We start from the raw sequence: 25,697 nt of genomic DNA, 5'->3' as shown, positions 1-25,697 counted from the left end.
GGGGTTTCACCCCACCGCCTATCCTTCAGAAATGCGATTTATCTTCGTCGGGCTTGCCCGCCGCCACGGCCAGCAACCCGCCGACCAAGCAAAAGCCGATCGGGAACATGGTAAACACGCCAAAGCCAAAGGCCATATACAAAAGCCCCGCCGCACCCAGCATCAGCACGCCGCCCCAAAGTGCCCGCACCCGCGCCATCGCCCCCCCGGCAATCGCCAGCAGGGGGCCAAGGAAACTGGCCAGCCGGATCATCTGCACATCCTGAACCGGGCCGAAGAACTGGCTCACTTCCTGATGGCTCTCGGTCAGCACCGTATAGCCATAGCTGAAGAAGCCGACGATCATCGCCAGAAGGCCACCGATGATGCCCAGAATCAGGGCTGCATTGCGCATGTCTCAGACCTCAAAGCTGCCGCGCCGCTCACCGCGCCGCATTCGATCGCAGATAGGGGCAGGGTGGTCCCCGGTTCAAGAGCAAGCGACATCACGGTTCCCCCAACCCGGCCTGCGGCAACAGCGTGGCGATCTTGTAGAGCAGCGTTCGGGCAGCCCGCGCGCGCGGATGCGCCGGGTCGTCGGCAATGGCGCGCAGCGCCTCGCCCAGCACCCCCGCCTCATCCTGCGTCAACGCGGTCGGCGGCAGGACCAGCGGTGTGCGCAGGATATAACCCAGACCCCGCTCACCCTCGACCGGAATGCCCGTGGCCGCCATCATCGCCATGTCGCGCCAGATCGTACGGGTCGAGACGCCCATGGTCTGACCCAGCTCACCCGCCGTATGCAGCTTGCCGTCGCGCAGGATCTGCACCAGGTCGTAAAGTCGCTGATCGCGGTTCATCGCGCACCCCCAACTGACAAAATACTGTCAGCAGAGCCGCAGCGCCACCCCATTCGACCCTTTGATCGGCGCTCAATGCGCAATAAACCTGCCCCATCGAATTGCTATCAACCCAAGGAGAGTGACGCATGGGTCTGACCAATATCGGCCTTCCCGGCCTGCTTCTCATCGCTGTCGTGGTTCTGGTCATGTTCGGGCGCGGCAAAGTCGCCGGCCTGATGGGCGAAGTCGGCAAGGGCATCACTGCCTTCAAGCGCGGCATCAAGGACGGCAGCGAAGAGCTGGAAAACCAGCGCGACGCCGATGCGACCGCTGACACTGCCCGCGACGTGACCCCCACCAACCGCGACAACGCCTGACCCTTACCGGTCGGCAACAAGGAGCGGGTCTATGTTGGACATCGGCTGGTCTGAAATGCTGGTGGTCGGCGTTGTGGCGCTGATCGTGGTGGGTCCGAAAGACCTGCCAAAGATGTTCCACACGCTGGGTCAGGTCACGGGCAAGGCCAAGGGCATGGCGCGCGAGTTTCAGCGCGCGATGGACGTTGCGGCCAAAGAGACGGGCGTCAACGATCTGGTCAAGGACTTCAAGCGCACGACCTCAGGGGCGAGCATCAAGGAAGCCGCCGGTTTCGATGACATCGAAAAAGAGTTCCGCGACATTGGCCGCACGGGCAAACCCGCTGCGCAGACCAAGGCCAACGCCAAGCCGGGCATGACGCCGGTTGAGGTGGCGCCTGTCGCCAAGCCGGTCGATATCGAGCCCGACGAAAGCGCTGCCGACGAGGTCGAAGCGCAATCTCACGACGCTGATCTGGCCGCCCGCAACGCCGCCGCCTCGGCGACCGAGGCCGAGCGCATCAAGCGCGCCAAAAAGGCCGAGGCCGCGCGCCTGAAAGCCGCCGAACTGCGCGCCCAGCGTGACGCCGAAGCGGCTGCCGCTGCGCCTGCGCGCCCAGAACCTTCGAGCGCACGTGACCCTTCGAGCGAGCCTGAACGCTCGAGCAAGACCGAGTCCTGAGCATGGCCAAGTCAACCACCCCTGACGATATCGACGACAGCTCGGCCCCGCTGATCGAGCATCTGGCCGAACTGCGCAACCGGATCATCAAATCGCTGGTCGCTTTCGTGATCGCGATGTTGCTGTGCTTCATGGTCTGGAACCCGATCTTCAACTTCCTGACCCAGCCGCTCTGCGACGCGCTGGAATCGCAGGGCCAAGCCTGTAACCTCGTGCTGATCCAGCTGCAGGAAGGCTTTTTCGTAGCCGTCAACATCGCCATGCTGGGCGGCTTCGTGCTGGCCTTCCCGGTGATCGCGTTCCAGCTGTGGCGCTTTGTGGCGCCGGGCCTCTACAAGACGGAAAAGAATGCGTTTCTGCCGTTTCTGGTGGCCTCACCGCTGATGTTCTTTCTGGGCGCATCCTTCGCCTATTACGTGATCATGCCGATGGGCTACACGTTCTTTCTGGGCTTCCAGCAGTTCGGCATGGACGGGGCCGGGCCGGTAACGACCGCTCCTGACGCCATCGCCGATCCGCAAGGCGCGATTGAATCGCTTCAGCGGGCGGGCATCGCCTTTCAGGGCTCGGTCAATGAATACCTGTCGCTGACCACCAAATTCATCATCGCCTTTGGTCTGTGCTTCCAGCTTCCGGTTCTGCTGACGCTGATGGGCAAAGCCGGGCTGATCTCGGCCGACGCGTTGCGGCGCGGGCGCAAATGGGCGGTCGTTGGTATCCTGACGCTGGCCGCCGTGGCCACGCCGCCGGATGTGATTTCACAGATCGTGCTGTTTTGCGTGGTCTACATGCTCTACGAGATTTCGGTGATCCTGGTCACCCGCGTCGAGAAGAAGCGCAATGCTGCTCTGATGGCCGAAGGCCTCCTGGACCCCGAAGATCTGGAATGACCGACCTGCTATTGACCCGTATCGCCGAGGCGCTTGAGCGTCTCAGCCCTGCACCCGCGCCCGCCCCGGATTTTTCCGGGGCCGACGCCTTTGTCTGGCACACCGCCCCTGACCGGCTGGAACCCGTCGCCCGCGTGAACCGCGTGCCGCTGGCGCTGCTCAAGGGGATCGGCCGGGTCCGCGACATCCTGCTGGAGAACACGCTGCAGTTTGCGCGCGGCTATGGGGCGAACAACGCGCTGCTGTGGGGCTCGCGCGGGATGGGGAAATCGTCGCTGGTCAAGGCGATCCATGCCGAGGTTTTGGCGCAGGGCCTGCCCTGCACACTGGTCGAGATCCAGCGCGAGGATCTGCCGTCGGTCGGACGCCTGCTGAACCATCTGCGCGGCGCGCCGGACCGTCGGTTTGTGCTGTTTTGTGATGACCTCAGCTTCAGCCATGACGACACGCATTACAAATCGCTCAAGGCGGTGCTCGATGGCGGGCTTGAGGGGCGGCCGGATAACGTGCTGCTCTACGCGACGTCGAACCGCCGCCACCTGATGCCGCGCGATATGATCGAGAACGAGCGCTCGACGGCGATTTCGCCGGCGGAAGCGGTCGAAGAGAAGGTCTCGCTTTCGGACCGTTTCGGTCTGTGGCTGGGCTTTCATCCCTGCACCCAAGACGATTATCTGGCGATGATCGACGGGTATGTCGGTCAATACGGTCTGACCATCGACCCCGAAGTGCTGCGCGCCGAGGCGATCGAATGGCAAGCCACACGCGGGGGCCGGTCGGGCAGGGTCGCCTGGCAGTTCTTCTGCGATCTGGCCGGGCGGATGGGCAAGGCGATCTGAAGGAGGGTGCGCTGAAGCGCACCCTACACCGGTGGGAACCGCCGTCGCCTGCGTGGGGTAGGGTGCGCTTCAGCGCACCGTCATGGCGCAGCTTGTGGCAACCAGCGCCCCAGACGTGCCGCGTTGACACCCCGATCCGAATAGCCAAACCGCGCGCGCGACAGGGCGACGATGCGCGTACCCTCTCCCTCGGCCGTCAGGCGGATCGACACGTAATCGGGGTAGCGCATGAGCGCCGTGCGCGCGATCCAGGTGCCGAACCGGATATCCCCGGCCAGAAGCGTCGCGCCTTCCGCCCGGGCGCGCGTCTCGATATACGTTACGACCTGATCCACCGGCAGCGCCACCAGCCGCTCAACCCGCGCGGCATTGGGCGAGGACGGTGTCGGCGCGGTGACAGGATCGACGTGCCAGACCGCCGGGTCCGACGGCGCAAAGCGGACCCAGGCGGCAAAGCCGATGAAGGCGAGCGCCACGATCAGCACCAGATAGAGAAACCACGTCGCCATACGAACCATACTATCCTCGTCGGAGAAACACTGTTTCGACAGTGTCGTACGATAGCCATGAGTCAACAGGTCTGCGGCGGTCGCGGGTCACAAAAGCCCCGCGCGCCGGATTTCACACGCGCCGGCAGCCCGTTTGCCGCGCATCACCTCCGCCGGGTCCAGGCCCACAGGCACAGGATTTCCATCGCCACATGCGCCCCGGCCACCGCTGTCGCCCCGGTGGTGTCATAGGGCGGCGACACCTCGACCACGTCGCCGCCGGTCAGATTGACCCCCGCCAACCCGCGCAGGATCGCTGCCGCCTGCCAACTGGCCAGCCCGCCCCAGACCGGCGTGCCCGTGCCCGGCGCAAAGGCCGGGTCCAGCGCGTCGATGTCGAAGGTTAGGTAGCACGGTGCGTCGCCGACGACCTCCTTGACCCGAGCAGCCACGGCGGCCGGACCCATCTGGTGCACTGCCGGTGCGTCGATGACGTTGAAACCGTGGTAATCCTCGCATTCCGTGCGAATGCCGATCTGGACAGAATTCTTCGCGTCCACCAGCCCGGTCTTGACCGCCTTGTACATGAACGTCCCGTGGTCGATCCGGTCCATATCGTCATCGACCCACAGGTCGGAATGCGCGTCGAACTGGATCACCCGCAGCGGCCCGAACCGCTCGGCATGGGCTTGCAGGATCGGCAAGGTGATCGAATGATCCCCGCCCAGCACAAGCGAGCCTGCGCCCGCGTCGAGGATGCCGCCGATATGGGCGCGCAGGGTGGCAGGGAAGTCCGCGGTCTTGGCATAGTCGAACGCGAGATCGCCGTAGTCTACCACGCTGAACTCGCCCAACGGGTCGAAACCCCAGCCATAGGGCGGGTCATAGGGTTGCAGGGTCGACGCCTCGCGGATCGCGCGCGGGCCAAAGCGGGTGCCGGTCCGGTGCGTCACCGCCTGATCAAAAGGCACACCGGTCACAGCAAGGTCTACCCCGGTCAGATCCTTTGAATACTGACGTCGCAAAAAGCTGGTGGCCCCGCCAAAGGCATTCTCGAACGACAGTCCGCGCCGGTCTTGCCGGGTGAATGCCCCGTCAACCTCGGTCTTTGCATCTTCGAGCGCCATCGCCTTCCCCCTTCGCCTGTGTTTTCGCGACAGGACCAAACAAAGCCGACAAACGCAAGCGCGGTCTTTTGAGCACGGTTTTGCCTGTGTTTCAGCCTGTCACGCGGTGTGATCGGCCCGCTCCTTGCATTGACCCCGGGCTAGCGTAAAACGGGCCGAAACCAGAGCAGGCGTCCCTTATGTCCGTATCCCTCGTGATCCTCGCTGCCGGTCTTGGCAGCCGGATGAACTCTGAACGCCCCAAGGTGCTGCACCCTCTTGGCGGTGCCCCGCTGCTGGCGCATGCGATGCGCGCCGGTGCCGCCTTGGGGCCCGAGCGTGTGGTGGTCGTGACAGGCCACGGTGCCGAAGCCGTGGCCAAGGCTGCGCGGGGGGAAGACCCCGATGTGCTGATCGCCCATCAGGTTGAACAACGCGGGACAGCCCATGCCGTTGCTCAGGCGCGGCAAGGGCTTGACGGGTTCGAGGGTGACGCGGTCGTGCTCTATGGCGACACGCCGTTCGTGACCGGCGACACGCTGGAGCGGATGCGCGACGCTCGGAACAAGCATGGCGTGGTCGTGCTGGGGTTCGAGGCTGCCGATCCCGGCCGCTATGGGCGACTGGTGATGCAGGGCGAGCAGCTGGAACGCATCGTCGAATTCAAGGACGCGAGCGAAGACGAGCGGGCCATCCGCTTGTGCAATTCGGGCGTGGTCTGCGCGGATGCGATGACACTTTTCGAACTTATTGACGGTGTTGGTAACGATAACGCCGCGGGCGAATACTACTTAACCGACATTGTTGCTATTGCCAGACAAAAGGGGCTCTCGGTCGGCGTGGTCCGCTGCGATGAGGCCGAGACGCTGGGCATCAACACCCGTGCCGAACTCGCCGCCGCCGAGACCGCCTTTCAGGCGCGCAAACGGGCCGAGGCGCTGGATGATGGTGTGACCCTGATCGCGCCCGAGACAATCTATTTCGCGCTGGACACGGTGATCGGTCGCGATGCGGTTGTCGGCCCCAATGTGGTCTTTGGCCCGGGTGTCACCATCGAAAGCGAAGCGACCATTCGCGCCTACTGCCATCTCGAGGGCTGCCACGTCAGCCGCGGTGCAACCGTCGGGCCGTTCGCCCGCCTGCGCCCGGGGGCAGAACTGGCCGAGGATGTCCACATCGGCAACTTCGTCGAAATCAAGAACGCGATTCTGGACGAGGGGGCGAAGGTCAATCACCTGTCCTACATCGGTGACGCCGACGTGGGCGAGAAGACCAATATCGGCGCGGGCACCATCACCTGCAACTATGACGGCGTGTTCAAGCACCGCACGACCATCGGCAAGCGGGTCTTCATCGGCTCGGACACCATGCTGGTGGCGCCGGTCACGCTGGGCGATGACGCGATGACGGGCTCGGGGTCGGTGATCACCGGTGACGTACCGGCGGGCGCTCTGGCGCTGGGACGGGCCAAGCAAGAGAACAAGCCGGGGCTGGCCATTCGCCTGATGGAGCGTCTGCGGGCGCTGAAAGCAAAAAAGAAAGAGGGCTGAGCATGTGCGGCATTGTCGGGGTTTTGGGGTCGCATGAGGTGGCACCGCTGATCTTGGAGTCGCTCAAGCGGCTTGAATATCGCGGGTATGACAGCGCGGGCATCGCCACGGTGAACGCCGGTGTTCTGGACCGCCGCCGTGCGGTCGGCAAGCTGGTGAACCTGTCGGATCTGCTGGTGCACGACTCGCTGGCGGGCAAGGCCGGGATCGGCCACACCCGTTGGGCAACCCATGGCGAGCCGAATGTCGGCAACGCCCATCCGCACCGCTCGGGCCCGGTTTCGGTCGTGCATAACGGCATCATCGAGAACTTCCGCATCCTGCGGGAGGAACTCGCTGCCGCCGGGCTGGCGCATGAGACCGACACCGACACCGAGACCGTCGCGCTGCTGACGCGGCACCTGCTGGACCAGGGCATGACGCCGCAAGAGGCCGTCGGCGCTACGCTCAAGCGGTTGGAGGGGGCTTTCGCGCTGGCCTTCCTGTTCGAAGGCCACGACGATCTGATGATCGGTGCGCGCAAAGGCTCGCCGCTGGCCGTGGGGCATGGCACCGGCGAGATGTATCTGGGCTCGGACGCCATCGCGCTGGCGCCGATGACGGACCTCGTGACCTATCTCGAAGAGGGCGACTGGGTTGTCCTCACCCGCGCCGGAGCGACCTTCTATGACATGGCTGGCAACCGGGTGAACCGCTCGGTGACCCGCATCCAGCTGGAACAGACCCGCATCGACAAGGCCGGGCACAAGCATTTCATGGCCAAGGAAATTGCCGAGCAACCGGCCGTTCTGGGCGCGGTGACGGCCTTCCATCTGGCCCCCGACGGCACCGATCTGGCCTTTCCGCCCGAGGTCGATTTCAGCACCTGCGACCGGGTGACGATGGTCGCCTGCGGCACCGGGCACTATGCCACGCAGGTGGCGAAATACTGGTTCGAGCAGATCGCCGGGCTGCCCTGCGACATCGATATCGCCAGCGAGTTCCGCTATCGCCAGCCGGTGCTCAGCGACAAGGGCATCGGGATTTTCGTCAGCCAGTCAGGCGAAACGGCCGACACGCTGGCGGCGCTGCGCCATGTCGAGGGCAAGCTGTCGCGCACGATTGGCGTGGTCAACGTCCCCACCTCGTCCATTGCGCGCGAAACCGATGTGGCGCTGCCGATTCTGGCGGGCCCTGAGATTTCCGTCGCCTCGACCAAGGGTTTCACCGCGCAACTGCTCGTGCTGCTGCTGATGGCGCTGAAGGCCGCGCAGGATCGGGGACGGCTGGATGCGGCCCAGTTGGCCGCAAAGCTGGCCGATATCAAGGTGCTGCCCGGCCTGCTGGCGCAGGCGCTGGACCGCGAAGACGATATCAAGACGCTGGCTGCCAAGATTGCCGAATCCCAGCACGCGCTGTTTCTGGGCCGGGGCGTCATGTTCCCGCTGGCGCTGGAAGCGGCGCTCAAGCTCAAGGAACTCAGCTATATCCACGCCGAGGGGTACGCCTCGGGCGAGCTGAAGCACGGGCCGATTGCGTTGATCGACAAGACGATGCCGGTGATCGTGCTGGCACCGCGCGATGCGCTCTACGACAAGACCGTCTCGAACATGCAGGAAGTCATGGCGCGGCAGGGTCTGGTGGTGCTGATCTCGGACCGCGCGGGTCTTGAAGAGGCCGGCAAGGTCTGGGCCCAGCTGGCGATGCCGACGGTGCCCGAACTCATCGCGCCCATCGTCTACGCGGTCCCGGCGCAGTTGCTGGCGTATCACACAGCGCTGGCGCGGGGCACGGATGTGGACCAGCCGCGCAATCTGGCGAAATCGGTGACGGTGGAGTGACATGGCCAAACAATTTCCCAGCTTCGCGGACGACCACCTGCGGCTGATCGCCGAGCAACAGATGTTCTTCGTCGCCACCGCCGCGCCCACCGGACGGGTGAACCTGTCGCCCAAGGGCATGGACAGCCTGCGCGTGACCGGGCCGAACCAGCTGATCTGGCTGAATGTGACCGGCTCGGGGAACGAGACTGACGGCCATCTTCGGCTTGACCCGCGCATGACGGTGATGTGGTGCAGCTTTACCAAACGCCCGGTGATCCTGCGGGCCTATGGTTCTGCGCGGGCGGTCTATGCCCGCGATGCCGAGTGGGATGCGCTCTATGCGCAGTTCGATCCGATCCCCGGCGCGCGGCAGATCTATGTGCTGGACGTCGATCTGGTGCAGACCTCCTGCGGCTATGCGGTGCCCTATTTCGACTTCGCCGGTGAGCGCGATACGCTGAAGACATGGGCGGGGCAGCGGGACGACGAAGCGTTGAGCGCCTATTGGGAGCAGAAGAACCGCCAGACGATTGACGGGTTTCCGACCGGCCTTCTGGACTGATCCGGTCGGGGCAGGGGGCCGTATCCCTTGGGAACCCTGATCAGGAGCCCCGCCATGACCCTCACCCGCCGCACAGTCATCCTTGGTGCCACCGCGCTCGGCACCGCCACCCTTGCGGGCTGCGCCCGGACACCCGACGCCCCCGACGTGCCGGGCGGACCGATCACGCTGACCGATGTGTTCGTCGGCGAGGTGCGCGGGCGCGGCGTCTTCCACGTTGACCTGACCGGCTCGGAGCGTCGTTTCAGCGCGCAGCTGCACGGACGGCTGGAGGGCGATCGTCTGACCGTGGCCGAGGATTTCACCTATGACGACGGGCAGACGGGGCGGCTGACCTGGGTGTTTGACCGCGCCGGGCCGGGCCGCTGGACCGGGCGTCGCGACGATACCGTGGGGGTGGCCGAGGTGGTGGAGGAGGGCGATACCATCCGCCTGACTTACACCGCCGATTTCGAATCGCTTGAGGGCGTGACCCGGCTGGCATTTTCCGACGTGATCTATCGCGCGCCGGACGGGCGGGTTATCAACGAGGCGATCGTGCGCCGCTGGGGTCTTCCCGTCGGGCGCGTCCGCTTTGAAATGACCCGAGTATGAATGATCAAGACGTATCACCCGACGCCGCCCTCGCCACGCTGAACGCCCTTGCCGATCCGGTCCGGGCCGAGGAAATGCGCGCCTATCACAAGATCGACCGGCCCTATCTGGGGCTGAGCAACCCTCAGATCGACGAACTGGTCAAGGGCTGGCGCGCGGCGGCGACGCTGGACGAGCGCGTCGCGCTGGCGGCCGGGCTTTGGGACAGCGGTATCCATGAGGCGATGCTGGCGGCGGCCAAACTGCTGGCGCAGGCGCGCATCCGGCCCGATGACACCGCCGTCTGGGCGCTGATTGCCAGCTGGGCCGAGGGGTTCGAAGGCTGGGCAGTGTCGGATTTCGCCAGCTCGGCGGGCGGTCGGCGGCTGGTGGTGGATCCGTCGCGGTTGGACGTGGTCGAGGGCTGGACGGCCAGCCCCAACATGTGGACCCGCCGCGCCGCGCTGGTCATGACGCTGCCCTGGGCGCGGATGCCGAACCCGAAACCCGAGGATCTGGCGGTGCGCGAGCGCGTGCTGGGCTGGGCGGCGGGCTATGTCACCGACCGCGACTGGTTCATCCAGAAAGCCGTCGGCTGGTGGCTGCGCGATCTGTCCAAGCACGATCCCGAGCGCACGCGCTCGTGGATGGCCGAGCATGGCGCGGGGCTGAAGTCCTTCGCACGCAAGGAAGCGTTGCGGCATCTGGCTGGGTAGGGCGGGCGCTCGGGGGCATCGAGCCCCCTCGCGCCCGCGCGGGTTGCCACCCGCCCCCGCCCGGGGGACGCACGCGTCCCCCGGACCCCCTGGTGGATATTTGCAGAGCAAAGAAGGCGCTAGCCGGTGCGGATCATCTCGGCTGCGCGCTCGGCGATCATGATCGTCGGGGCGTTGGTGTTGCCGCTGACCACGGTTGGCATCACGCTGGCATCGACGACACGCAGGCCCATGATGCCGTGGACGCACAGCTGTGGGTCGGTCACGGCCAGCGGGTCGGTGCCGATGCGGCAGGTGCCGACGGGGTGGTAGATCGTATCGGCGCGGGCGCGGATGTCGGCCTCGAGTGCAGCGTCCGACGTGTCATGTGGGTAAAGCCTGCGCTTGCGCCACGGCGCGAGGGGTGGGGCTTGCAGGATCTGCTCCATGAGCCGCGCGCCGCGCATCAGCGGCGCCAGATCGCGCGGGTCGGACAGGAAGGCCGGGTCGATCCGCGGAGGCGCTGCCGGGTCTGGCGCGGTCAGGCCGACTGTGCCGCGGGAGTGGGGTCTGAGCAGGCACACATGGCAGGAGAAGCCGTTCGACAGTGTCAGTTTGCGCAGGTGATCGTCGACGATGCCGATGACGAAATGCAGTTGCAGATCTGGTCGGCTGACGTTTGGGGCAGAGCGCAGAAATGCACCGCCCTCGGCCATGGGCGAGGCAAACAGGCCGCCGCCTGTCTTGCGCCAGCGCAGCCCGTCTCTGGCCAGCCGCGACAGACCGGCGGGGTTCAGGCCGATCACATCCGTCCGGGCCGAGGTGTAGCTGATCACATAATCCAGATGGTCCTGCAGGTTCTGGCCAACGCCCGGCAGGGCATGGTTCACCGTGATGCCCTGCGCGCGCAGCGCGTCCTCGGGGCCGACGCCTGACAGCATCAACAGGTGCGGCGAGCCGAAGGCGCCCGCCGAGACGATAACCTCGCGCCGGGCGGACAGCCGCTCTATCCGTCGCCCCCGGCGCAGCTCTACGCCCGTCGCGCGTCCGTCCGCGATCACCACCCTTTGCACCAGACACCGGGTCAGCACGGTCAGGTTGGGCCGGGCCATCACCGGATGCAGATACGCCGCCGCTGCCGAGCAGCGCTCGCCTTTATGCGGCCCGTCATGGAACTGCGTGACCTGATAATACCCGGCCCCCTCTTGCTGCGAGCCGTTGAAATCTGCCGTTTCGGGGATCTGCGCCTCACCACAGGCGTCCAGAAAGGCGCGGGTGATGGCGCGTGGCTCGGACTGGTCCGACACCTGCAACGGCCCGCCGGTTGCGTGGTGGACCGACGCGCCGCGCTGGTTGTTCTCGGCGCGCAGGAAATACGGGCGGCACGCGGCCCAGTCCCAGCCCTCGGCCCCCAGATCCGCCCAACCGTCGTAATCCTCGGGCTGTCCGCGCGCATAGAGCATGGCGTTGATGGCCGATGAGCCGCCCAGTGCCTTGCCCCGCGGCTGATACCCGCGCCGCCCGTTCAGCGCGGGCTGCGGCACCGTCCGAAACGCCCAGTTGTTGAGCTTGGGTCGACCCGAAACCATTGTGGCCACCAAAGCCGGCGCCCGGATGATCAGGTCTTTGCCCGCGCCGCCGGCCTCGATCAGACAGACCGACACGCTTGCATCTTCGCTCAGCCGTGCCGCCAGAACGCAGCCGGCCGAGCCTCCGCCGGCGATCACATAGTCGAACTGCATGCACAGGCCCTCCCGCACATAATTCTGCGCCAAACCGCGCCAATCGTTCAAGCGTCCTGTGCTTCAGCTTGCCGCAAATACGCAAACCCGGACGTGTATCGGCGTCGAAACGCCCGAAGGCTGGTGCGTGGGCGAAAGCCCACCGGCGCGCGGGGGCTCGATGCCCCCCGCGCGCCGCGCTCCTAGCCCTGAGGGTCAGCAGAACCCGTCCGCGCGGCGCAACTCGCCCCAGACCTTGCCGCGCCAATTGGCCTGAGGCGCACCCAGCCGTTTCAGCGCCATCGGATGCGCCGGGTCCAGAACACCCAACCGCGACAGAATCGCCACGATCGCGGCCTCCGATGCCCGGGTGCCGCCGTCGATGATCTTGAGCGCAACGCCCAGCCCTTTCGACGGAAGGATCGCCACGAAAACCGCTTCGGCGCCGGTCTTGATCGCCACGCCGTCCATGACGCGCATCAGTTCGGTACAGGCGCGGGTTTCGCCGGCGACCATTTCAGGATGGGCGGGCATGGCCTCGCGCAGTTTGACCATGGCGCGGCTCCGAGCATCGGTCTCTTGCGCCGACGCAAAGCGGGCCATGGCGCGGGCCAGTCCCGTGACCGATGTCGCGAAATTCGGAGCCGAGCAGCCGTCGATGCCCCAGCCGGGGCTGTCCTCGCCGGTGACTTCTTCAAAGGCGGTCTTGATTGCGCGCTGAACGGGGTGATCCACTTCGGTGTATTCCGACCCGCCGCCAAGGTGCTTGTTCAGCATCAGAAACCCGGCGTGTTTGCCCGAACAATTGTTGTGCAGCTGGCAGAACGCGTCGCCGGAACAGATCAGGCGATTGCGCTCGGGGATGTCGGTGGGTTCATGCGCGCCGCAGCGCAAATCCTGTTCGCTCAGCCCCATATCGCCCAGCCAGCTCTCGACGGCCGCGGTATGCAGTGCCGAGCCCTGATGCGAGGCACAGGCAAGCGCCAGTCGTCGATTGTCCAGCCCCGCGCCCGCACCCGATTCGAGCAAGGGCAAGGCCTGGATCATCTTGCAGGACGAGCGCGGATAGATCACCGCCGCCGGATTTCCCCAGGATTCGATCACGCCGGAAGCGTCGCAGATGACGGCATGACCAAGGTGCTGGCTCTCCAGCATCCCTCCGCGCCACAGCTCCACCAGCGGTACCGCCCCTGTTCCCACGTCGCTCATGGCCATATCTCCTTCACAGTTGCGCAATTTTCCGCCAACGGGGGTTTCTAACCCCCTTAAAACGGGGTAATAGGCAAGCTACCGGGCAAACCCCCGTTGCGCCAGTTCAAAGCCTTGTGCAACAAGGCCGCTCGCGGGGTTGATGACACAGGCTGGAGGCGATGAGGCAGATGGCAACAACGTTCAAATTCGGCGCGGCAGGTGCAGTGATGGCTTTGCTGGCCGCGCTTCCTGCTCAGGCGCAGGATTCGACCAACCGCGTCGCCGTGGAAACCGCGTGGAGCGTCTTTGTTGACGGCACCCCGCGCGAGTGCTGGGCGGTTTCTTCGCCCTCGGAAACCGTGAACACGCGCGATGGCCGTGCGGTTTCCGTGCGGCGTGGCGACATTCTGATGTTTGCGACCTACCGTCAGGGGCAGGGCGCGACGGGTGAGATTTCCTTTACCGGCGGCTATCCTTTCGCCGAAAACTCGACCGTGCAGGTCACGATCGGTGCCGATGTGTTCCAGCTGATCGTCGATGGCGAATGGGCCTGGGCCGCGTCGCCGGAAGAGGATGCGCGCATCCTTGCGTCGATGCGCCGGGGGCAAAGCGCCGTTCTGACCGCGCGCTCGTCGCGCGGGACGCAGACGCAAGATACGTTCAACCTGTTCGGCATCACCGCCGCAACGGAAGAAGCCCAACGCCGCTGCGCCGAATAAGCGCTGCGCGTTTGACGATTTCAGGGCCGCCGGGCTGTTCTGCCCGGCGGCTTTTTCCTATATGCTGCGCAGACCGCTGCGGTGCCAAACGGAGACGCGCATGACTGCCCCCATCACGCAAGACGTCCTGACCATCCCGCGCAAGGACATCGAAAGCGAGACACCCAACCTGATCGGCATGACCCGCACACAGCTGCGCGCGGCGCTGATCGCGCATGGCACGCCCGAGAAACAGGCGAAGATGCGCGAAGGCCAGATCTGGCAGTGGCTCTATCACTGGGGCGTGCGCGAATTCACCGCGATGACCAATCTGAGCAAGGACTACCGCGCCTTTCTGGACCGCACGTTCCAGATCCAGCTGCCCGAGATCGTCACCAAACAGGTCTCGGCCGATGGCACGCGCAAGTATCTGCTGCGGATCAATGGCGGGCATGAGGTCGAGACGGTTTACATCCCCGAAGAGGGTCGGGGCACGCTGTGCATCTCCAGCCAGGTCGGCTGCACGCTGACCTGCTCGTTCTGCCACACCGGCACGCAGAAACTCGTGCGCAACCTGACGGCGGCCGAGATCGTCGGTCAGGTGCTGATCGCGCGCGATGATTTGCAGGAATGGTCGATCCCGGGCGAGGCGCGACGGGAAGAGCGCCTTATTTCGAATGTCGTGCTGATGGGCATGGGCGAACCGCTCTACAACTTCGACAACGTCCGCGACGCGATGAAGATCGTCATGGACGGCGAGGGCATCGCCCTGTCGCGCCGCCGGATCACCCTGTCGACCTCGGGCGTGGTGCCCGAAATCGCCCGCACGGCGGATGAGATCGGCTGCCTGCTGGCGATCAGCTTCCACGCCACCACGGACGAGGTCCGCGACCGGCTGGTGCCGATCAACAAGAAATGGAACATCGAGACGCTGCTGGGCGCCTTGCGCGACTACCCACGCCTGTCCAACAGCGAGCGGATCACCTTCGAGTATGTCATGCTCAAGGATGTGAACGATTCTGACGAAGATGCGCGGCGGCTGGTCCGGCTGATCAAGGGCATCCCGGCCAAGATCAACCTGATCCCGTTCAACGAATGGCCGGGCGCGCCCTATCAGCGGTCGGACTGGGAGCGGATCGAGGCCTTCGCCGACATCATCTTCAAGGCCGGCTACGCCTCGCCGATCCGCACGCCGCGTGGTGAAGACATCATGGCCGCCTGCGGCCAGCTGAAATCCGCCACCGAACGGGGGCGCAAATCCTCGGCCCAGATCGCCGCCGAGACGGCGGGGCACTGACGCATGGCCGCGGTCTTGCTGCTGGTCGTGATCGGCGCGGCGGCGGGCCTGCTGGCAACCCGTCTGATGGGGATGGACGCCGATCTGCCGACCGCGATGCTGATCGGCATCGTCGGAGCTCTGGTCGGCGGCTTTGCGCTGCGTCTCGTCGTTACCGTCGGCGGCTGTGCGATCACTTTTGTGCTGGCCGTTCTGGGCGCGATGGTGCTGATCTGGCTCTGGCAGCAGGTCAAACGCTAGGGCGGGTTTCGCCCTTGGCCTAGACGGCTGTCGCCGCCGCGCCCTCGGGCGACCGGGCAGGGGGGCCTCGCCCCCTCTTGGCCTGACGGCCAATTCACCCCCAGGATATTTAGAGACAGATGATAAAGCTTCGTTAACCCTGTTTCATTTTCTGTCTGAAAATATCCACGGGAGGAGTCCAGAGGAGGGGGCGTGCCCCCTCCTCTGGCGGGGAGCGCGAGGGGCGAGCAGCCCCTCGCATTTCCCGGTCTCAGTCCATCCCGCGGGTGATGGTCCTGGGCGACAACAGCCCGCGCTGGATGGCAATCACCACGACTGCGATGACCAGCCCGCCCAGATCGGTCATCCAGCCGCCCTTGATCATCCCCAGCGCGCCGATCAGCGTGATCACCCGCAACACGGTGTTCAGCCGTCCGAACATCCAGCCCTGCACTGCCGAGGCCATCATGTAGATGCCGAACAGCGCCGTGACAAAGACGTGCAGGATGTCGATCCATTCGCCCTGCATCAGCATTTCAGACGAATAGAAGAACATGAACGGCACGACAAAGGCTGCGAGGCCGAACTTGAAGCTCTCGACCGAGGTCTTCATCGGATCCGACTGCGCAATCGCGGCTCCGGCATAAGCGGCCAGTGCCACCGGGGGTGTGATGGCCGAGATCACCGCGTAGTAGAAGATGAAGAAGTGCGCGGTCAGTGGTTCGATCCCCATGCGGATCAGGCCCGGCGCGATCACTGCGGCCGCCACCGCATAGGCCGCCGTCGTCGGCATCCCCATGCCAAGGATGATCGCCACCAGCATCGCGAACATCATGCCGACCAGTTGGCTTTGCCCCGCAAGGCTCAGCAGCAGCGACGAGAAGCGGGTGCCGATCCCGGTCAGCGCGATGACGCCGACGATCACCCCGGCCGCCGCACAGACGGCGACCATCTGCAGCGCCATACGGGCGGCGATCTCAAGACCCCAGAAGATCTCCTTGATGCCCATCTTGGTCGGGGTCAGCCAGCTGACCACCGCCGCTGCCGCCATCGACAGCGTACCCGCTCGGATCACCGAATAGCCCATGAACAACGCGCCGATCAGGATGATGATCGGGATGAACAGGAACACCCGTTTCAGCATCAGCCGGAACGAAGGCAGCTGGTCGCGCGGCAGGCCCTTCATGTTGTGTTTCAGCGCTTCCTTGTCGACCATGAAATAGACCGACACGAAATACAGGATCGCCGGGATCAGCGCCGCGATGGCGATATCGCGGTAGGGAATGGCGGTGATTTCCGACATGATGAACGCACCGGCGCCCATGATCGGCGGCATGATCTGCCCGCCAGTCGACGCCGCTGCCTCGACCGAGGCTGCCGTCTGCGGTTTGTAGCCGACCTTTTTCATCAGCGGGATGGTCAGCGAGCCGGTCGCCACGACGTTACCCGCCGAGGTGCCGTTGATCATCCCCATCAGCCCCGAAGCAAACACTGCCACCTTGGCCGGACCGCCCCGCGAGCCACCGGCGGCGGCGAAGGCGAAGTTGACGAAATACTCACCCACCCGCGACGCCTGCAGGAAGGCGGCAAAGGCGATGAACAGGATGATATAGGTCGACGAGATCGAGGTGGTTGGCCCGAGGATGCCGTTATCGGTATAGATAAAGGCGAAGAACCGCGCCGGGGCATAGCCGTTGTGGAACAACACGCCCGGCAGCCAGGGCCCGAGGAAGCCATAGGCGATGAACACCGCGACGATCATCACCAGTGCCAAGCCCGCCAGCCGCCGGGTCAGTTCGAGGATCAGCACGATCCCGGCAATCGAGGCCCACATGTCGTTGGGATGCGGGAAGACTTGCGCGCGGATGCGCAGGAAATCGGCATGGATGATGATATAGAGCGCGACGATGACCGCAGCCAGCGACAGCAGGTTGTCGGCCCAGCTCAGCGTCGTGCGGCGGCGGGTCGGGGCGCTCCACGAGGCCCCCAGTGCCAGCAGCGTGCCGCCAATCAGCGGATAGCCGAAGGTGTAGAGATGTTTGGTCGCCGGTGCGCCCGTGGTCACCAGATCACCCATGATCCACATCGCCGCCAGTTGTCCGCCCGCGACGGCCAGCAGCACGGCAGAGCCGAGCGTCAGGGCCCGTTCGGTCACGCTGAGCGACGCATCCTCGCCCGTGTCGGGCAGCCCGCGCGCGGCGTAGAGCACAAAGCCTAGCGCCAGACCGCCGCCGACATGGATCAGCCGGTATACCCACGGTTCCAGCGGGTAGACGTTCATCACGAAGATATGGAAGCTGGTGTAGAGCACGCAGAGCGCGGCCATCAGCAGGCCCAGATTGCCGCCAAACACGCGCTGGTTGGACGAGATCACCTCATCATCGACACCCTCGGCGATGGTCTCGGATGCGATTTCAGGTTCGGCCGCAGTGGCCGCAAGCTTGGTTGTCGACATGGGTATCCCTCCGCCCCTTATCAAAAAGGCCGGGGCAGTTGTTCTGCTCCCGGCCCCGTGGTGTCTGGCAGGCCGATCAGCCGCGCAGGTTTTCGGGGATCTCGATCCCGTGCTCTTGGTAGTAGCGCACGGCACCGGGGTGGAACGGCATGAAGGTGTTGTTCAGCACGTTGTCCATGATGGTTTCCTCGGCGGCACGGTGGATTTCCATCATGCGGTCGGGGTTTTCCATCACCAGCTTGACGATCTCATAGGCCAGGCTTTCCGACATCGACGCATTGGCGATGGCGTAGTTCCACATCGAGACCGATTGCTGGTCATAGTCGTGACCGGGGTAGGTGCCTGCCGGGATGTTCAGCGGGGCGACTTCGGGATGGGCGGCCAGCAGGGTGGCCAGTTCGGCTTCGGTGAAGCCGAACATGCGCACGTCAGCCTCGGCTGCCAGCTGCGAGAAGGCCGAGATCGGCACACCAGCGGCAAAGGCAAAGGCGTCGATCAGGCCGTCTTTCAGCTGACCGGCTGCATCCGCGGCACCGGCGTTCGACACGTTTGCCTCAACGCCCAGCGTCTCGAGGAAGCGCGGCCAGTAGGTGCCGGGCGTGCCGCCCGCCGGGCCGACCGAGACGCGGTGGCCGGCCAGTTCGGTGACCGAGGTGATGCCCGAATTGGCCATCGTGATCACCTGGAACGGTGTCTGGTACATCGGGAACAGCGCGCGCAGATCGCTGTGCTCAAGGCCGGGGGCCAGTTCGCTGCGACCGGTCCAGGCCTCATACGCCGGGCCCATGGTGACCAGCCCGATGGCATGGTCGCCCAGTTGCACCAGCGTCGCGTTCTGCACCGGCCCGCCGGTCACTTCGCCCGAGGCGTTGATGCCGAGCGCTTCACCGATATAGCCCGCCAGACCGTTGCCATAGACGAAATACGTGCCGCCCTGACTGGCCGTGCCGATGGTGATCGACTGCGGCCAGCCCGCGCGGTCCTGAGCGACGGCGGGGGCAGCGGTCAGCAGCGCGGCAGCGGCCAGCGCCGTGAACTTGAACAGACTCATGATAGTCCTCCCATGGACTTGGTTTGTTTTTGGGCAGGCCCCGTCCGGCTCCTCAGACAGCCGGGGCATGGGGGCATCAGGCGGATCACCGGGACGTGAAGCAAGCATGCGCAACGGTGCTGCGCGAAAAAATCACAGATCGCGGGAGGGAAATGGGTGGATTTCGACACATCGGGCTGGCGGGTGGGTGGAATCCCGCCCGTTCGGCGGGGTCAACCGTCGGTGTAATGGCTCTTGTCGATGCCCAGCTTCTGCATCTTCTCATAGAGCGTCTTGCGCGACAGCCCGAGCGATTCATACACCTGCTTGAGCGTCCCGCCCGAGGCAATCAGCGCCCGCACGATCTCGTCCCGCTCGAAAGCGGCGACCCGGTCGGACAGCCGGCTGCCCGGCGCGGGGCCGGAGTCCGGCTGCTCGGACGGCGCTTCGATCCCCAGTCCCAGCGCGCTGCGTTCGGCGGCATTGCGCAGCTCACGCACATTGCCGGGCCAGTCGCGGCCCAGCAGCGCCTCGACCAGAGCCGGGGCGGGCATGGTTGGTTCGACCCGGTGACGGCCTGCGGCCTCGGCCAGCAGACGGGCGAAGAGCAGGGGAATATCCTCGCGCCGGGCGGTCAGGGGCGGCACGGTCAGGCTGACCACGGCAAGGCGGTAGAACAGGTCGGCGCGGAAATGCCCGGCCTCGACCTCGGCCTCCAGCGGACTGCGCGAGGTGGCGATGAAGCGGATATCGACCGGACGTACCTCGTTCGATCCCAAGGGCTGAATCGTGCGCTCCTGAATGACGCGCAACAGTTTTCCCTGCACCGCCAGTGGCATCGAGCCGATGTCATCCAGCAGCACCGTGCCGCCGCGCGCATGCTCGAACCGACCATACCGCGCCCGCATCGCGCCGGGAAACGCGCCCGGCTCATGGCCGAACAGCTCGCTTTCGATCTGCGCTTCGGGCAGGGCGGCGCAGTCGATGGCGATGAACGGTTTGGCCGCCCGCGCCGACAGATCGTGCAAGGCGCGCGCGACAATCTCCTTGCCGGTGCCGGTCTCGCCGGTGATCAGCACATCGGTTTCCGCCGGGCCGATGGTGCGCATCCGGCGGCGCAGGTCGATCATCACGTTCGAGCGCCCGACCAGCCGCTGCTCCAGATCGTCCTTCTGTCCCGCCGCCGCACGCAGAACGCGGTTCTCCAGCACCAACCGCCGGTAATCCAGCGCCCGCGCGCAGGTTTCGGCCAGTTGCGAGCCGGAGAATGGCTTCTCGATGAAGTCATGCGCCCCTTCGCGCATCGCCCGCACGGCCAGTTGCACGTCGGAATGCCCGGTGATCAGGATCACCGGCACCTCGCGGTCGATGGCGTGGATCTGGTTCATCAGGCTGATGCCGTCGAGTTTCGGCATGCGGATGTCGGTCACCACGATGCCGTTGAAGCCGAAACCGATCAGCGCGGGCACGTCTTCGGGCTGGTCGGTATCGGTGACGTCGAACCCGGCCAGATCAAGGCTCTGCGCCGTGGACAGGCGCAGGTCGGGGTCGTCATCGACCAGCAGGATACGTCCGCGCGTCATGGGGCCTCGTGCGCCAGCGGCAGCGTCAGGGTGAATTCGGCGCCGCCCTCGGGGCGGTTGCGCACCGAGAGGGTGCCGCCGAAGTCATGCACGATGTTATAGGAAATCGACAAGCCCAGACCCAGACCTTTGCCCACCCCCTTGGTCGAGAAGAACGGATCAAAGATCCGCTCGACCAGCTGCGGCGCGACGCCCGGTCCGCTGTCGGCGATGGTCATCACGGCGGTGCCGCCTTGGGCGCGGGCGCGCAGGGTGATGCGGCGCTGATCGGTGGACTCAACCGCGTCGATGGCGTTGGAGAGGATGTTCACCAAGACCTGCTGCAAGCGAACCGGCCCCGCCCGTACCGAAAGCGGAGGCAGATCCAGTTGCAGATCAATGCGTTGCGCGCGCAGCCGCCAGCCGATGATCTCCTGTACCGCTGCCACGGCCTCGGGCAGCGAGACATCCGAAAGCTGCGCATTCGGTTTGCGGGCAAAGTTGCGCAGATGCTTGGACAGATCGCCCATGCGCCCGATCAGCGCCAGAATCCGCTCGATATTGCTCTTGGCATCCTCGATCCGACCCCGCTCGATCAACAGCTGCGCGTTCTCGGCAAAGTTGCGCGCCGCGCCCAGCGGCTGGTTGAACTCGTGGCTCAGGGCGGCCGACATCTGCCCCAGCGCTGCCAGCTTTCCCGCCTGCACCAGATCAGCCTGCGTGGCGCGCAGCTGCGCCTCGGTCGCGGTGCGTTCGGCCACCTCGCCGGCCAGTTGGCGGTTGACCGAGGCTAGCTCGCGCGTGCGCTCCTCGACCCTGCGCTCCAGCTGCGCGCGCGCTTCGGCCTGCAGCGCCATCCGCTCGCGCAGCCGCGCGCGGCGTTGCAACACGATGACCGCAGCCAGTACGGCCAGCCCGGCGAGCAACCCGGCCAGCGCCAGCCGCGTCAGGGCTTGCTGGCGCGCGGGCAGGGTGTTGATCAGCACCTGCACGGTCCAGTCGGCCTCGGGCATGCGTTCGGACAGGATGCGGTATTCGGCGCTGCCGCCGGGCTGGGTGATCCGCCAGAGCGCACCGCCATCGGGGCCCGACAGCCGCGTCAAAGGCAACTCGCTCAGCACGCGGTCAGCGTAGCGTCGGGTGCTGCGGGTACGCTCCAGACGCTCGGGCGTCAGCGGGCGCGTCGCGCCGAAGGTCCAGTCGGGCTCGGTCGACATGAAGACGATGTCTTCGGGATCGGTGACGATCACCTCGGTGCCCGAGCCGCGCCAGCCCTGCTCGATCGCGTCCAGATCCAGCTTGATGACGAGAACGCCGGCGATCTCGTCATCCACATACACCGGCGCGCCATAGTAATAGCCGCGCACCAGCGAGGTCGTCCCCAGCGCATAGAACCGCCCGTCGCCCTGGCTCAGGGCTTCGGTGAAATAGGGGCGATAGGCGAAGTTGTGGCCGATGAAGCTGAGTGGCTGGTCGAAATTCGAGGCAGCCAGCGTGTCGCCGTCGAGGTCCATCACATAAATGTCGGTGGCCTGCAGCAGCCGTGCAGTATCGCGCAGATACAGGTTCGCCGCCTGTACGCGGCCGGCATTGACCGGCGCGCGCAGCAAGTCGTGGAAAATGGGGTTCTGCGCCAGAAGCCCCGGCAGCCGGTCAAACCGCCGCAACTGCCCGTTCAGCGCCGCCACCGCCAGATTGAGCGTGCTTGTCCCGCGCTCGGTCAGTTCGGCCAGCGCCGCGCGGTGCAGGCGCTGATAGGCCAGCGAGCCCAAGCCCAGCACCAGCATCGCCGCCAGCACCCCCAGAACGGCCCAGATGCCTGTGCGGCTGGGCGCGGGGCGCATGAGGCTGGGGGCGGGCGCTTGGGTCATGCGACCCTCTTAACACGCAAGATCCGCGCGCCCAAAGCCCCTTCATCTTGCCCTGAATACGCAAGATCCGACGGCGCAGCCCGTGCCCCGCCGGGGTGGTGCGCTTACTCGTTCGGGCGCACCCGCGCGGCCGATTTGTCGGCAAAGGCTGCCAATCGCCCCCGGCTGGCCGGCTGGGTGTTGACGATGCCCGCGACCACGGACTCCATATAGGCTGCATCCATCGCCGACATGTTCTGCAGATGACTGATCGCCGAGCAGATGGCGAAATTCGACAGGGGCGGGTTGGAGATGGCGGCGCGGGCCAGCTCATAGGCCTTGGCCTCGCTGTCCTCGACCAGATATTGCGCGAGGCCAAGCGCGACAGCTTCCTCGCCCTGATAGACCCGGCCGGTCAGCATCATGTCGATCATCCGCGCCTTGCCGACCAGATCGGCGACGCGGATCGTCGCGCCGCCGCCGGTGAACAGGCCGCGCTGCCCCTCGGGCAGGGCGAAATAGGTGGTCGCATCCGCCACCCGGATATGCGCCGACGAGGCCAGCTCGAGCCCGCCGCCAACGACAGCGCCCTTGAGCGCGGCAATGACCGGCACGCCGCCGTATTCCATCTTGTTGAACGCCTCGTGCCAGCGCAGGCAGACATGCATGAAGTCTTCGGGCCTGCGGTCTTCTTGATGGTGCTCGACCAGATCGAGCCCGGCGCAGAAATGCGTGCCTGCGGCCCTGAGCACCACCGCCCGCACGCCGGCGCGTGGGACGACGGTGAAAATGTCGATCAGCTCATCCACCGTCGCTGCATTCAGCGCATTGCGCTTGTCGGGCCGGTTCAGGGTGAGGGTGGCGATGCCCTCGGCATCGACCTCGAGCGTGGTGAAGGTGAGATCGAGGTCGTCGAGACGTTTCATGATGGTCCTCCGCGTTGCCCGAAAGGGTAGGGGGCACGCGCCGGGCTTGTCCAGCGGCGACGTTGCGTTCCGCCGTGGTGCGGGTTTTCGTCCGGCCTGCTCTTGTGATTGCCGGCCGGCTGCGGCATTTTGCAAGAAACTTCGGAGCCTTGCATGACCGACACCTTCCTGCGCATGACCCGCAACGGGACCACGGCGAGCGAAAGCCGCCCGGCGCCCGAGAAACTGGTCTCGGGCAACCCGATCCACACCAGCTGGGACATCGAGGATCGCGACGGTCTTTATGCCGGCTTGTGGCAATCCACCCCCGGCGCGTGGCGCGTGAGCTATGACGAGTGGGAATACTGTCACATTCTGGCCGGTCATTCCGTGCTGACCGACGCCGAAGGCACCCGCCACGAGCTGCGCGCCGGTGACAGCATCATTCTGCGGCCCGGGTTCACCGGGGTGTGGGAAGTGGTGCAGGCGACGTTGAAGAACTACGTGATCAAAGAGTGACGACGCAGGCCGGGGGGCTGCTCGCCCCCCGGACCCCCTCGCCCAAGGGGGGAGCACGCTCCCCCCTTGGGGAACCCCCGTGGATATTTGGGGACAGATGATGCGCCGGCCTTGGCGCTTTTCCTCAGCCGGCAAGCTGATATGTATCCTCTGACCTTCAGAACGGACGACCGATGACCCAGCGTTTTCGCCTGACCCTGGCCCAGATGAACCCCACAGTGGGCGCGCTTGACGCCAATGCCCAGACCGCGCGCCGGGTGTGGGGCGAGGCCAAGGCGGCCGGGGCCGATATGGTCGCCTTCACCGAGATGTTCATCACCGGCTACCAGACGCAGGATCTGGTGATGAAGCCCGCCTTTGCCCGCGCGGCGATGGCGGCGGTTGAGGCGCTGGCGGAGGCGTGTGCCGATGGCCCGGTGATCGGGATTGGCGGGCCGCTCCTGGAGGGCGGGCGGCTTTATAACGTCTATTACATCCTCGAGGGGGGCGCATCGCTTCGGTGGTGAAAAAGCACCATCTGCCTAATGAGATGGTCTTTGACGAAAAGCGTCTGTTCACCCCCGCCGATATCTCCGGCCCCTACCGCGTCGGCCCGCTGCGCATCGGCACGCCGATCTGCGAGGACGCCTGGCACGAGGATGTCGCCGAGGCGCAGGCCGAGAGCGGCGCGCAGATCCTGCTGGTGCCCAATGGCTCGCCCTATTCGCGCGCGCGCCATGACACGCGGCTGGGGCTGATGGTCAGCCGGGTGGTCGAGACCGGGTTGCCGATGGTCTATCTGAACATGGTCGGCGGGCAGGATGATCAGGTGTTCGACGGCACCTCGTTCGTCCTGAACCCGGGCGGGCAGCTGACCCATCTCATGCCCGGTTTCCTCGAGACCGTCACCCATGTCGATTTCGTCGAGACCGCCGACGGCTGGCGCGCCGAAGACGGCGAGAAAACCCCCTCGCCGATGACTGGGAGCGTGACTATCACGCGATGGTCACCGGCACGCGCGATTATCTGCACAAGTCGGGCTTCACACGCGTGGTGCTGGGCCTCTCGGGCGGCATCGATTCGGCAGTCGTGGCGACGATTGCCGCCGATGCGCTGGGGCCGCAGAACGTGCATTGCCTGATGCTGCCGTCGGAATACACCTCGGCCCATTCGCTGGAGGACGCCGCAGCGGTGGCCAACGCGCTGGGCACGAAACTGGATACCGTGCCGATTTCCAGCGCCCGCGCTGCGGTGACCGAGGCCTTGGCACCGCTGTTCGCCGGCCTCGCGCCCGATGTCACCGAGGAAAACATCCAGTCCCGCCTGCGCGGCCTGTTGTTGATGGCGATCTCGAACAAGACCGGAGCGATGCTTCTGACCACCGGCAACAAGTCTGAAATGGCCGTCGGCTATGCCACGATCTATGGCGACATGAACGGCGGCTACAACCCGATCAAGGATCTCTACAAGACCCGCGTGTTCGACACCTGCCGCTGGCGCAATGCCAATCACCGCCCGTGGATGCTGGCCCCTGCAGGCACCGTCATCCCGCCACGGGTGATTGACAAGCCGCCCTCGGCCGAGCTGCGCGAGGACCAGAAGGACGAAGACAGCCTGCCGCCCTATCCGGTGCTGGACGCGATCCTCGAAGGGCTGGTCGAGCGCGAATGCTCGGTGGCCGATCTGGTTGCCGAAGGGTTCGAGCGCGAGACGATCAAGAAGGTCGAACACCTGCTGATGATCTCGGAATGGAAACGCTTCCAGTCGGCGCCCGGCACCCGCCTGACCACCCGTGCGTTCTGGCTCGACCGGCGGTATCCGATGGTAAACCGCTGGCGCGATCCGTCCTGATCTTTCCGATGCAGTGCGAAAACTTTTCGTAAAATTGTCCGCATTGCGCGCCAGGC

The 25,697-nt window shown here is 65.5% G+C and carries 24 protein-coding genes and 1 pseudogene; 14 read left to right on the top strand and 11 right to left on the bottom strand.

Annotation, left to right across the window (positions count from 1 at the left end; translation table 11 throughout):
- Window positions 1–25: 25 nt before the first annotated feature.
- Together OKW52_RS19115 and OKW52_RS19110 are read right to left on the bottom strand one after the other, a co-directional pair.
- Window positions 26–394, bottom strand: coding sequence for a hypothetical protein (locus tag OKW52_RS19115; RefSeq protein WP_264507114.1), 369 nt, complete (start codon window positions 392–394; stop codon window positions 26–28).
- 91 nt (window positions 395–485) lie between these two features.
- Window positions 486–839 carry a helix-turn-helix transcriptional regulator gene (locus tag OKW52_RS19110; protein WP_264507113.1) on the bottom strand — a complete coding sequence of 118 codons (354 nt, stop codon included), beginning with the start codon at window positions 837–839 and terminating at the stop codon, window positions 486–488.
- A 128-nt stretch (window positions 840–967) separates the two neighbouring features.
- Here OKW52_RS19110 and OKW52_RS19105 point away from each other — a divergent pair, with 128 nt between their 5' ends.
- The 4 genes from OKW52_RS19105 to OKW52_RS19090 are packed head-to-tail and all read left to right on the top strand — an operon-like array spanning window position 968 to window position 3,588.
- Window positions 968–1,198: a twin-arginine translocase TatA/TatE family subunit gene (locus OKW52_RS19105; RefSeq protein ID WP_264507112.1), complete on the top strand. Its 231-nt coding sequence runs from the start codon at window positions 968–970 to the stop codon at window positions 1,196–1,198.
- A 31-nt stretch (window positions 1,199–1,229) separates the two neighbouring features.
- Window positions 1,230–1,859 (top strand): Sec-independent protein translocase protein TatB, encoded by a 630-nt coding sequence (gene tatB / locus OKW52_RS19100; RefSeq protein WP_264507111.1) that lies wholly within the window; start codon window positions 1,230–1,232, stop codon window positions 1,857–1,859.
- 2 nt (window positions 1,860–1,861) lie between these two features.
- A complete protein-coding gene (gene tatC / locus OKW52_RS19095) occupies window positions 1,862–2,749 on the top strand; it encodes a twin-arginine translocase subunit TatC (RefSeq protein WP_264507110.1) in 888 nt (295 codons plus the stop codon).
- Window positions 2,746–3,588 carry an ATP-binding protein gene (locus OKW52_RS19090; RefSeq protein ID WP_264507109.1) on the top strand — a complete coding sequence of 281 codons (843 nt, stop codon included), beginning with the start codon at window positions 2,746–2,748 and terminating at the stop codon, window positions 3,586–3,588. Before tatC ends, OKW52_RS19090 begins: the two co-directional genes overlap by 4 nt.
- Before the next feature lie 80 nt (window positions 3,589–3,668).
- Here the strand turns inward: OKW52_RS19090 and OKW52_RS19085 are convergent, their stop codons facing one another.
- Window positions 3,669–4,097, bottom strand: coding sequence for a DUF1499 domain-containing protein (locus OKW52_RS19085; RefSeq protein ID WP_264507108.1), 429 nt, complete (start codon window positions 4,095–4,097; stop codon window positions 3,669–3,671).
- 143 nt (window positions 4,098–4,240) lie between these two features.
- The gene (gene speB / locus OKW52_RS19080; RefSeq protein WP_264507107.1) at window positions 4,241–5,203 is read right to left on the bottom strand and encodes an agmatinase; all 963 of its coding nucleotides are present in this window, start codon (window positions 5,201–5,203) and stop codon (window positions 4,241–4,243) included.
- A gap of 179 nt (window positions 5,204–5,382) precedes the next feature.
- Between speB and glmU the strand changes: the two genes are divergently transcribed.
- From glmU to OKW52_RS19055, 5 genes are read left to right on the top strand one after another with little or no spacing between them, the layout of a single operon-like run.
- A complete protein-coding gene (glmU, locus tag OKW52_RS19075) occupies window positions 5,383–6,732 on the top strand; it encodes a bifunctional UDP-N-acetylglucosamine diphosphorylase/glucosamine-1-phosphate N-acetyltransferase GlmU (protein WP_264507106.1) in 1,350 nt (449 codons plus the stop codon).
- Window positions 6,733–6,734: 2 nt separating this feature from the next.
- Entirely contained in the window at window positions 6,735–8,552 is a 1,818-nt protein-coding gene (glmS, locus tag OKW52_RS19070) for a glutamine--fructose-6-phosphate transaminase (isomerizing) (protein ID WP_264507105.1), read from the top strand.
- Between the two features lies 1 nt (window position 8,553).
- On the top strand, window positions 8,554–9,096 hold the full coding sequence (locus tag OKW52_RS19065; RefSeq protein ID WP_264507104.1) for a pyridoxamine 5'-phosphate oxidase family protein: 543 nt from the start codon (window positions 8,554–8,556) through the stop codon (window positions 9,094–9,096).
- 54 nt (window positions 9,097–9,150) lie between these two features.
- Window positions 9,151–9,690, top strand: a complete 540-nt coding sequence (locus OKW52_RS19060) for a DUF3833 domain-containing protein (protein WP_264507103.1) — start codon at window positions 9,151–9,153, stop codon at window positions 9,688–9,690.
- Complete coding sequence (locus tag OKW52_RS19055) at window positions 9,687–10,385, top strand: DNA alkylation repair protein (RefSeq protein WP_264507102.1); 699 nt, start codon at window positions 9,687–9,689, stop codon at window positions 10,383–10,385. Before OKW52_RS19060 ends, OKW52_RS19055 begins: the two co-directional genes overlap by 4 nt.
- Before the next feature lie 119 nt (window positions 10,386–10,504).
- Here OKW52_RS19055 and OKW52_RS19050 read toward each other — a convergent pair whose 3' ends face one another.
- Window positions 10,505–12,106, bottom strand: coding sequence for a GMC family oxidoreductase (locus tag OKW52_RS19050; protein WP_264507101.1), 1,602 nt, complete (start codon window positions 12,104–12,106; stop codon window positions 10,505–10,507).
- 195 nt (window positions 12,107–12,301) lie between these two features.
- A complete protein-coding gene (locus OKW52_RS19045; protein ID WP_264507100.1) occupies window positions 12,302–13,294 on the bottom strand; it encodes an asparaginase in 993 nt (330 codons plus the stop codon).
- Between the two features lie 170 nt (window positions 13,295–13,464).
- Between OKW52_RS19045 and OKW52_RS19040 the strand changes: the two genes are divergently transcribed.
- The 3 genes from OKW52_RS19040 to OKW52_RS19030 all read left to right on the top strand — a co-directional run bounded on the left by OKW52_RS19040 (window position 13,465) and on the right by OKW52_RS19030 (window position 15,511).
- Entirely contained in the window at window positions 13,465–13,995 is a 531-nt protein-coding gene (locus OKW52_RS19040) for an invasion associated locus B family protein (RefSeq protein WP_406622286.1), read from the top strand.
- Window positions 13,996–14,095: 100 nt separating this feature from the next.
- Window positions 14,096–15,271 (top strand): 23S rRNA (adenine(2503)-C(2))-methyltransferase RlmN, encoded by a 1,176-nt coding sequence (gene rlmN, locus OKW52_RS19035; protein WP_264507099.1) that lies wholly within the window; start codon window positions 14,096–14,098, stop codon window positions 15,269–15,271.
- Window positions 15,272–15,274: 3 nt separating this feature from the next.
- On the top strand, window positions 15,275–15,511 hold the full coding sequence (locus OKW52_RS19030; protein WP_264507098.1) for a GlsB/YeaQ/YmgE family stress response membrane protein: 237 nt from the start codon (window positions 15,275–15,277) through the stop codon (window positions 15,509–15,511).
- A gap of 250 nt (window positions 15,512–15,761) precedes the next feature.
- On the opposite strand, the gene OKW52_RS19025 is transcribed toward OKW52_RS19030, so the two are convergent.
- From OKW52_RS19025 to OKW52_RS19005, 5 genes are all read right to left on the bottom strand, one after another.
- Window positions 15,762–17,945: a TRAP transporter permease gene (locus tag OKW52_RS19025; protein WP_264507097.1), complete on the bottom strand. Its 2,184-nt coding sequence runs from the start codon at window positions 17,943–17,945 to the stop codon at window positions 15,762–15,764.
- Between the two features lie 76 nt (window positions 17,946–18,021).
- Window positions 18,022–18,996, bottom strand: coding sequence for a TAXI family TRAP transporter solute-binding subunit (locus OKW52_RS19020; protein ID WP_264507096.1), 975 nt, complete (start codon window positions 18,994–18,996; stop codon window positions 18,022–18,024).
- 212 nt (window positions 18,997–19,208) lie between these two features.
- Entirely contained in the window at window positions 19,209–20,558 is a 1,350-nt protein-coding gene (locus tag OKW52_RS19015) for a sigma-54-dependent transcriptional regulator (RefSeq protein WP_264507095.1), read from the bottom strand.
- Window positions 20,555–22,408, bottom strand: a complete 1,854-nt coding sequence (locus OKW52_RS19010) for a sensor histidine kinase (RefSeq protein WP_264507094.1) — start codon at window positions 22,406–22,408, stop codon at window positions 20,555–20,557. Before OKW52_RS19010 ends, OKW52_RS19015 begins: the two co-directional genes overlap by 4 nt.
- Window positions 22,409–22,512: 104 nt before the next feature.
- Window positions 22,513–23,313 carry a crotonase/enoyl-CoA hydratase family protein gene (locus OKW52_RS19005; protein ID WP_264507093.1) on the bottom strand — a complete coding sequence of 267 codons (801 nt, stop codon included), beginning with the start codon at window positions 23,311–23,313 and terminating at the stop codon, window positions 22,513–22,515.
- A 153-nt stretch (window positions 23,314–23,466) separates the two neighbouring features.
- Between OKW52_RS19005 and OKW52_RS19000 the strand changes: the two genes are divergently transcribed.
- Together OKW52_RS19000 and OKW52_RS18995 are read left to right on the top strand one after the other, a co-directional pair.
- Entirely contained in the window at window positions 23,467–23,811 is a 345-nt protein-coding gene (locus OKW52_RS19000; RefSeq protein ID WP_264507092.1) for a cupin domain-containing protein, read from the top strand.
- Between the two features lie 173 nt (window positions 23,812–23,984).
- A pseudogene (locus OKW52_RS18995) lies at window positions 23,985–25,641 on the top strand (NAD+ synthase).
- The last annotated feature ends 56 nt before the right edge of the window (window positions 25,642–25,697 follow it).

Origin of the sequence: Pararhodobacter zhoushanensis (assembly GCF_025949695.1) — a bacterium.
Classification (GTDB): domain Bacteria; phylum Pseudomonadota; class Alphaproteobacteria; order Rhodobacterales; family Rhodobacteraceae; genus Pararhodobacter; species Pararhodobacter zhoushanensis_A.
This window is presented reverse-complemented; position numbering and strand designations above follow the sequence as displayed.

Bases quoted from the DNA above. Each gene is read 5' to 3' on its own strand.
- OKW52_RS19115 (WP_264507114.1), bottom strand. From the start codon at position 394: ATGCGCAATGCAGCCCTGATTCTGGGCATCATCGGTGGCCTTCTGGCG.
- OKW52_RS19110 (WP_264507113.1), bottom strand. From the start codon at position 839: ATGAACCGCGATCAGCGACTTTACGACCTGGTGCAGATCCTGCGCGAC.
- OKW52_RS19105 (WP_264507112.1), top strand. From the start codon at position 968: ATGGGTCTGACCAATATCGGCCTTCCCGGCCTGCTTCTCATCGCTGTC.
- tatB (WP_264507111.1), top strand. From the start codon at position 1,230: ATGTTGGACATCGGCTGGTCTGAAATGCTGGTGGTCGGCGTTGTGGCG.
- tatC (WP_264507110.1), top strand. From the start codon at position 1,862: ATGGCCAAGTCAACCACCCCTGACGATATCGACGACAGCTCGGCCCCG.
- OKW52_RS19090 (WP_264507109.1), top strand. From the start codon at position 2,746: ATGACCGACCTGCTATTGACCCGTATCGCCGAGGCGCTTGAGCGTCTC.
- OKW52_RS19085 (WP_264507108.1), bottom strand. From the start codon at position 4,097: ATGGCGACGTGGTTTCTCTATCTGGTGCTGATCGTGGCGCTCGCCTTC.
- speB (WP_264507107.1), bottom strand. From the start codon at position 5,203: ATGGCGCTCGAAGATGCAAAGACCGAGGTTGACGGGGCATTCACCCGG.
- glmU (WP_264507106.1), top strand. From the start codon at position 5,383: ATGTCCGTATCCCTCGTGATCCTCGCTGCCGGTCTTGGCAGCCGGATG.
- glmS (WP_264507105.1), top strand. From the start codon at position 6,735: ATGTGCGGCATTGTCGGGGTTTTGGGGTCGCATGAGGTGGCACCGCTG.
- OKW52_RS19065 (WP_264507104.1), top strand. From the start codon at position 8,554: ATGGCCAAACAATTTCCCAGCTTCGCGGACGACCACCTGCGGCTGATC.
- OKW52_RS19060 (WP_264507103.1), top strand. From the start codon at position 9,151: ATGACCCTCACCCGCCGCACAGTCATCCTTGGTGCCACCGCGCTCGGC.
- OKW52_RS19055 (WP_264507102.1), top strand. From the start codon at position 9,687: ATGAATGATCAAGACGTATCACCCGACGCCGCCCTCGCCACGCTGAAC.
- OKW52_RS19050 (WP_264507101.1), bottom strand. From the start codon at position 12,106: ATGCAGTTCGACTATGTGATCGCCGGCGGAGGCTCGGCCGGCTGCGTT.
- OKW52_RS19045 (WP_264507100.1), bottom strand. From the start codon at position 13,294: ATGAGCGACGTGGGAACAGGGGCGGTACCGCTGGTGGAGCTGTGGCGC.
- OKW52_RS19040 (WP_406622286.1), top strand. From the start codon at position 13,465: ATGGCAACAACGTTCAAATTCGGCGCGGCAGGTGCAGTGATGGCTTTG.
- rlmN (WP_264507099.1), top strand. From the start codon at position 14,096: ATGACTGCCCCCATCACGCAAGACGTCCTGACCATCCCGCGCAAGGAC.
- OKW52_RS19030 (WP_264507098.1), top strand. From the start codon at position 15,275: ATGGCCGCGGTCTTGCTGCTGGTCGTGATCGGCGCGGCGGCGGGCCTG.
- OKW52_RS19025 (WP_264507097.1), bottom strand. From the start codon at position 17,945: ATGTCGACAACCAAGCTTGCGGCCACTGCGGCCGAACCTGAAATCGCA.
- OKW52_RS19020 (WP_264507096.1), bottom strand. From the start codon at position 18,996: ATGAGTCTGTTCAAGTTCACGGCGCTGGCCGCTGCCGCGCTGCTGACC.
- OKW52_RS19015 (WP_264507095.1), bottom strand. From the start codon at position 20,558: ATGACGCGCGGACGTATCCTGCTGGTCGATGACGACCCCGACCTGCGC.
- OKW52_RS19010 (WP_264507094.1), bottom strand. From the start codon at position 22,408: ATGACCCAAGCGCCCGCCCCCAGCCTCATGCGCCCCGCGCCCAGCCGC.
- OKW52_RS19005 (WP_264507093.1), bottom strand. From the start codon at position 23,313: ATGAAACGTCTCGACGACCTCGATCTCACCTTCACCACGCTCGAGGTC.
- OKW52_RS19000 (WP_264507092.1), top strand. From the start codon at position 23,467: ATGACCGACACCTTCCTGCGCATGACCCGCAACGGGACCACGGCGAGC.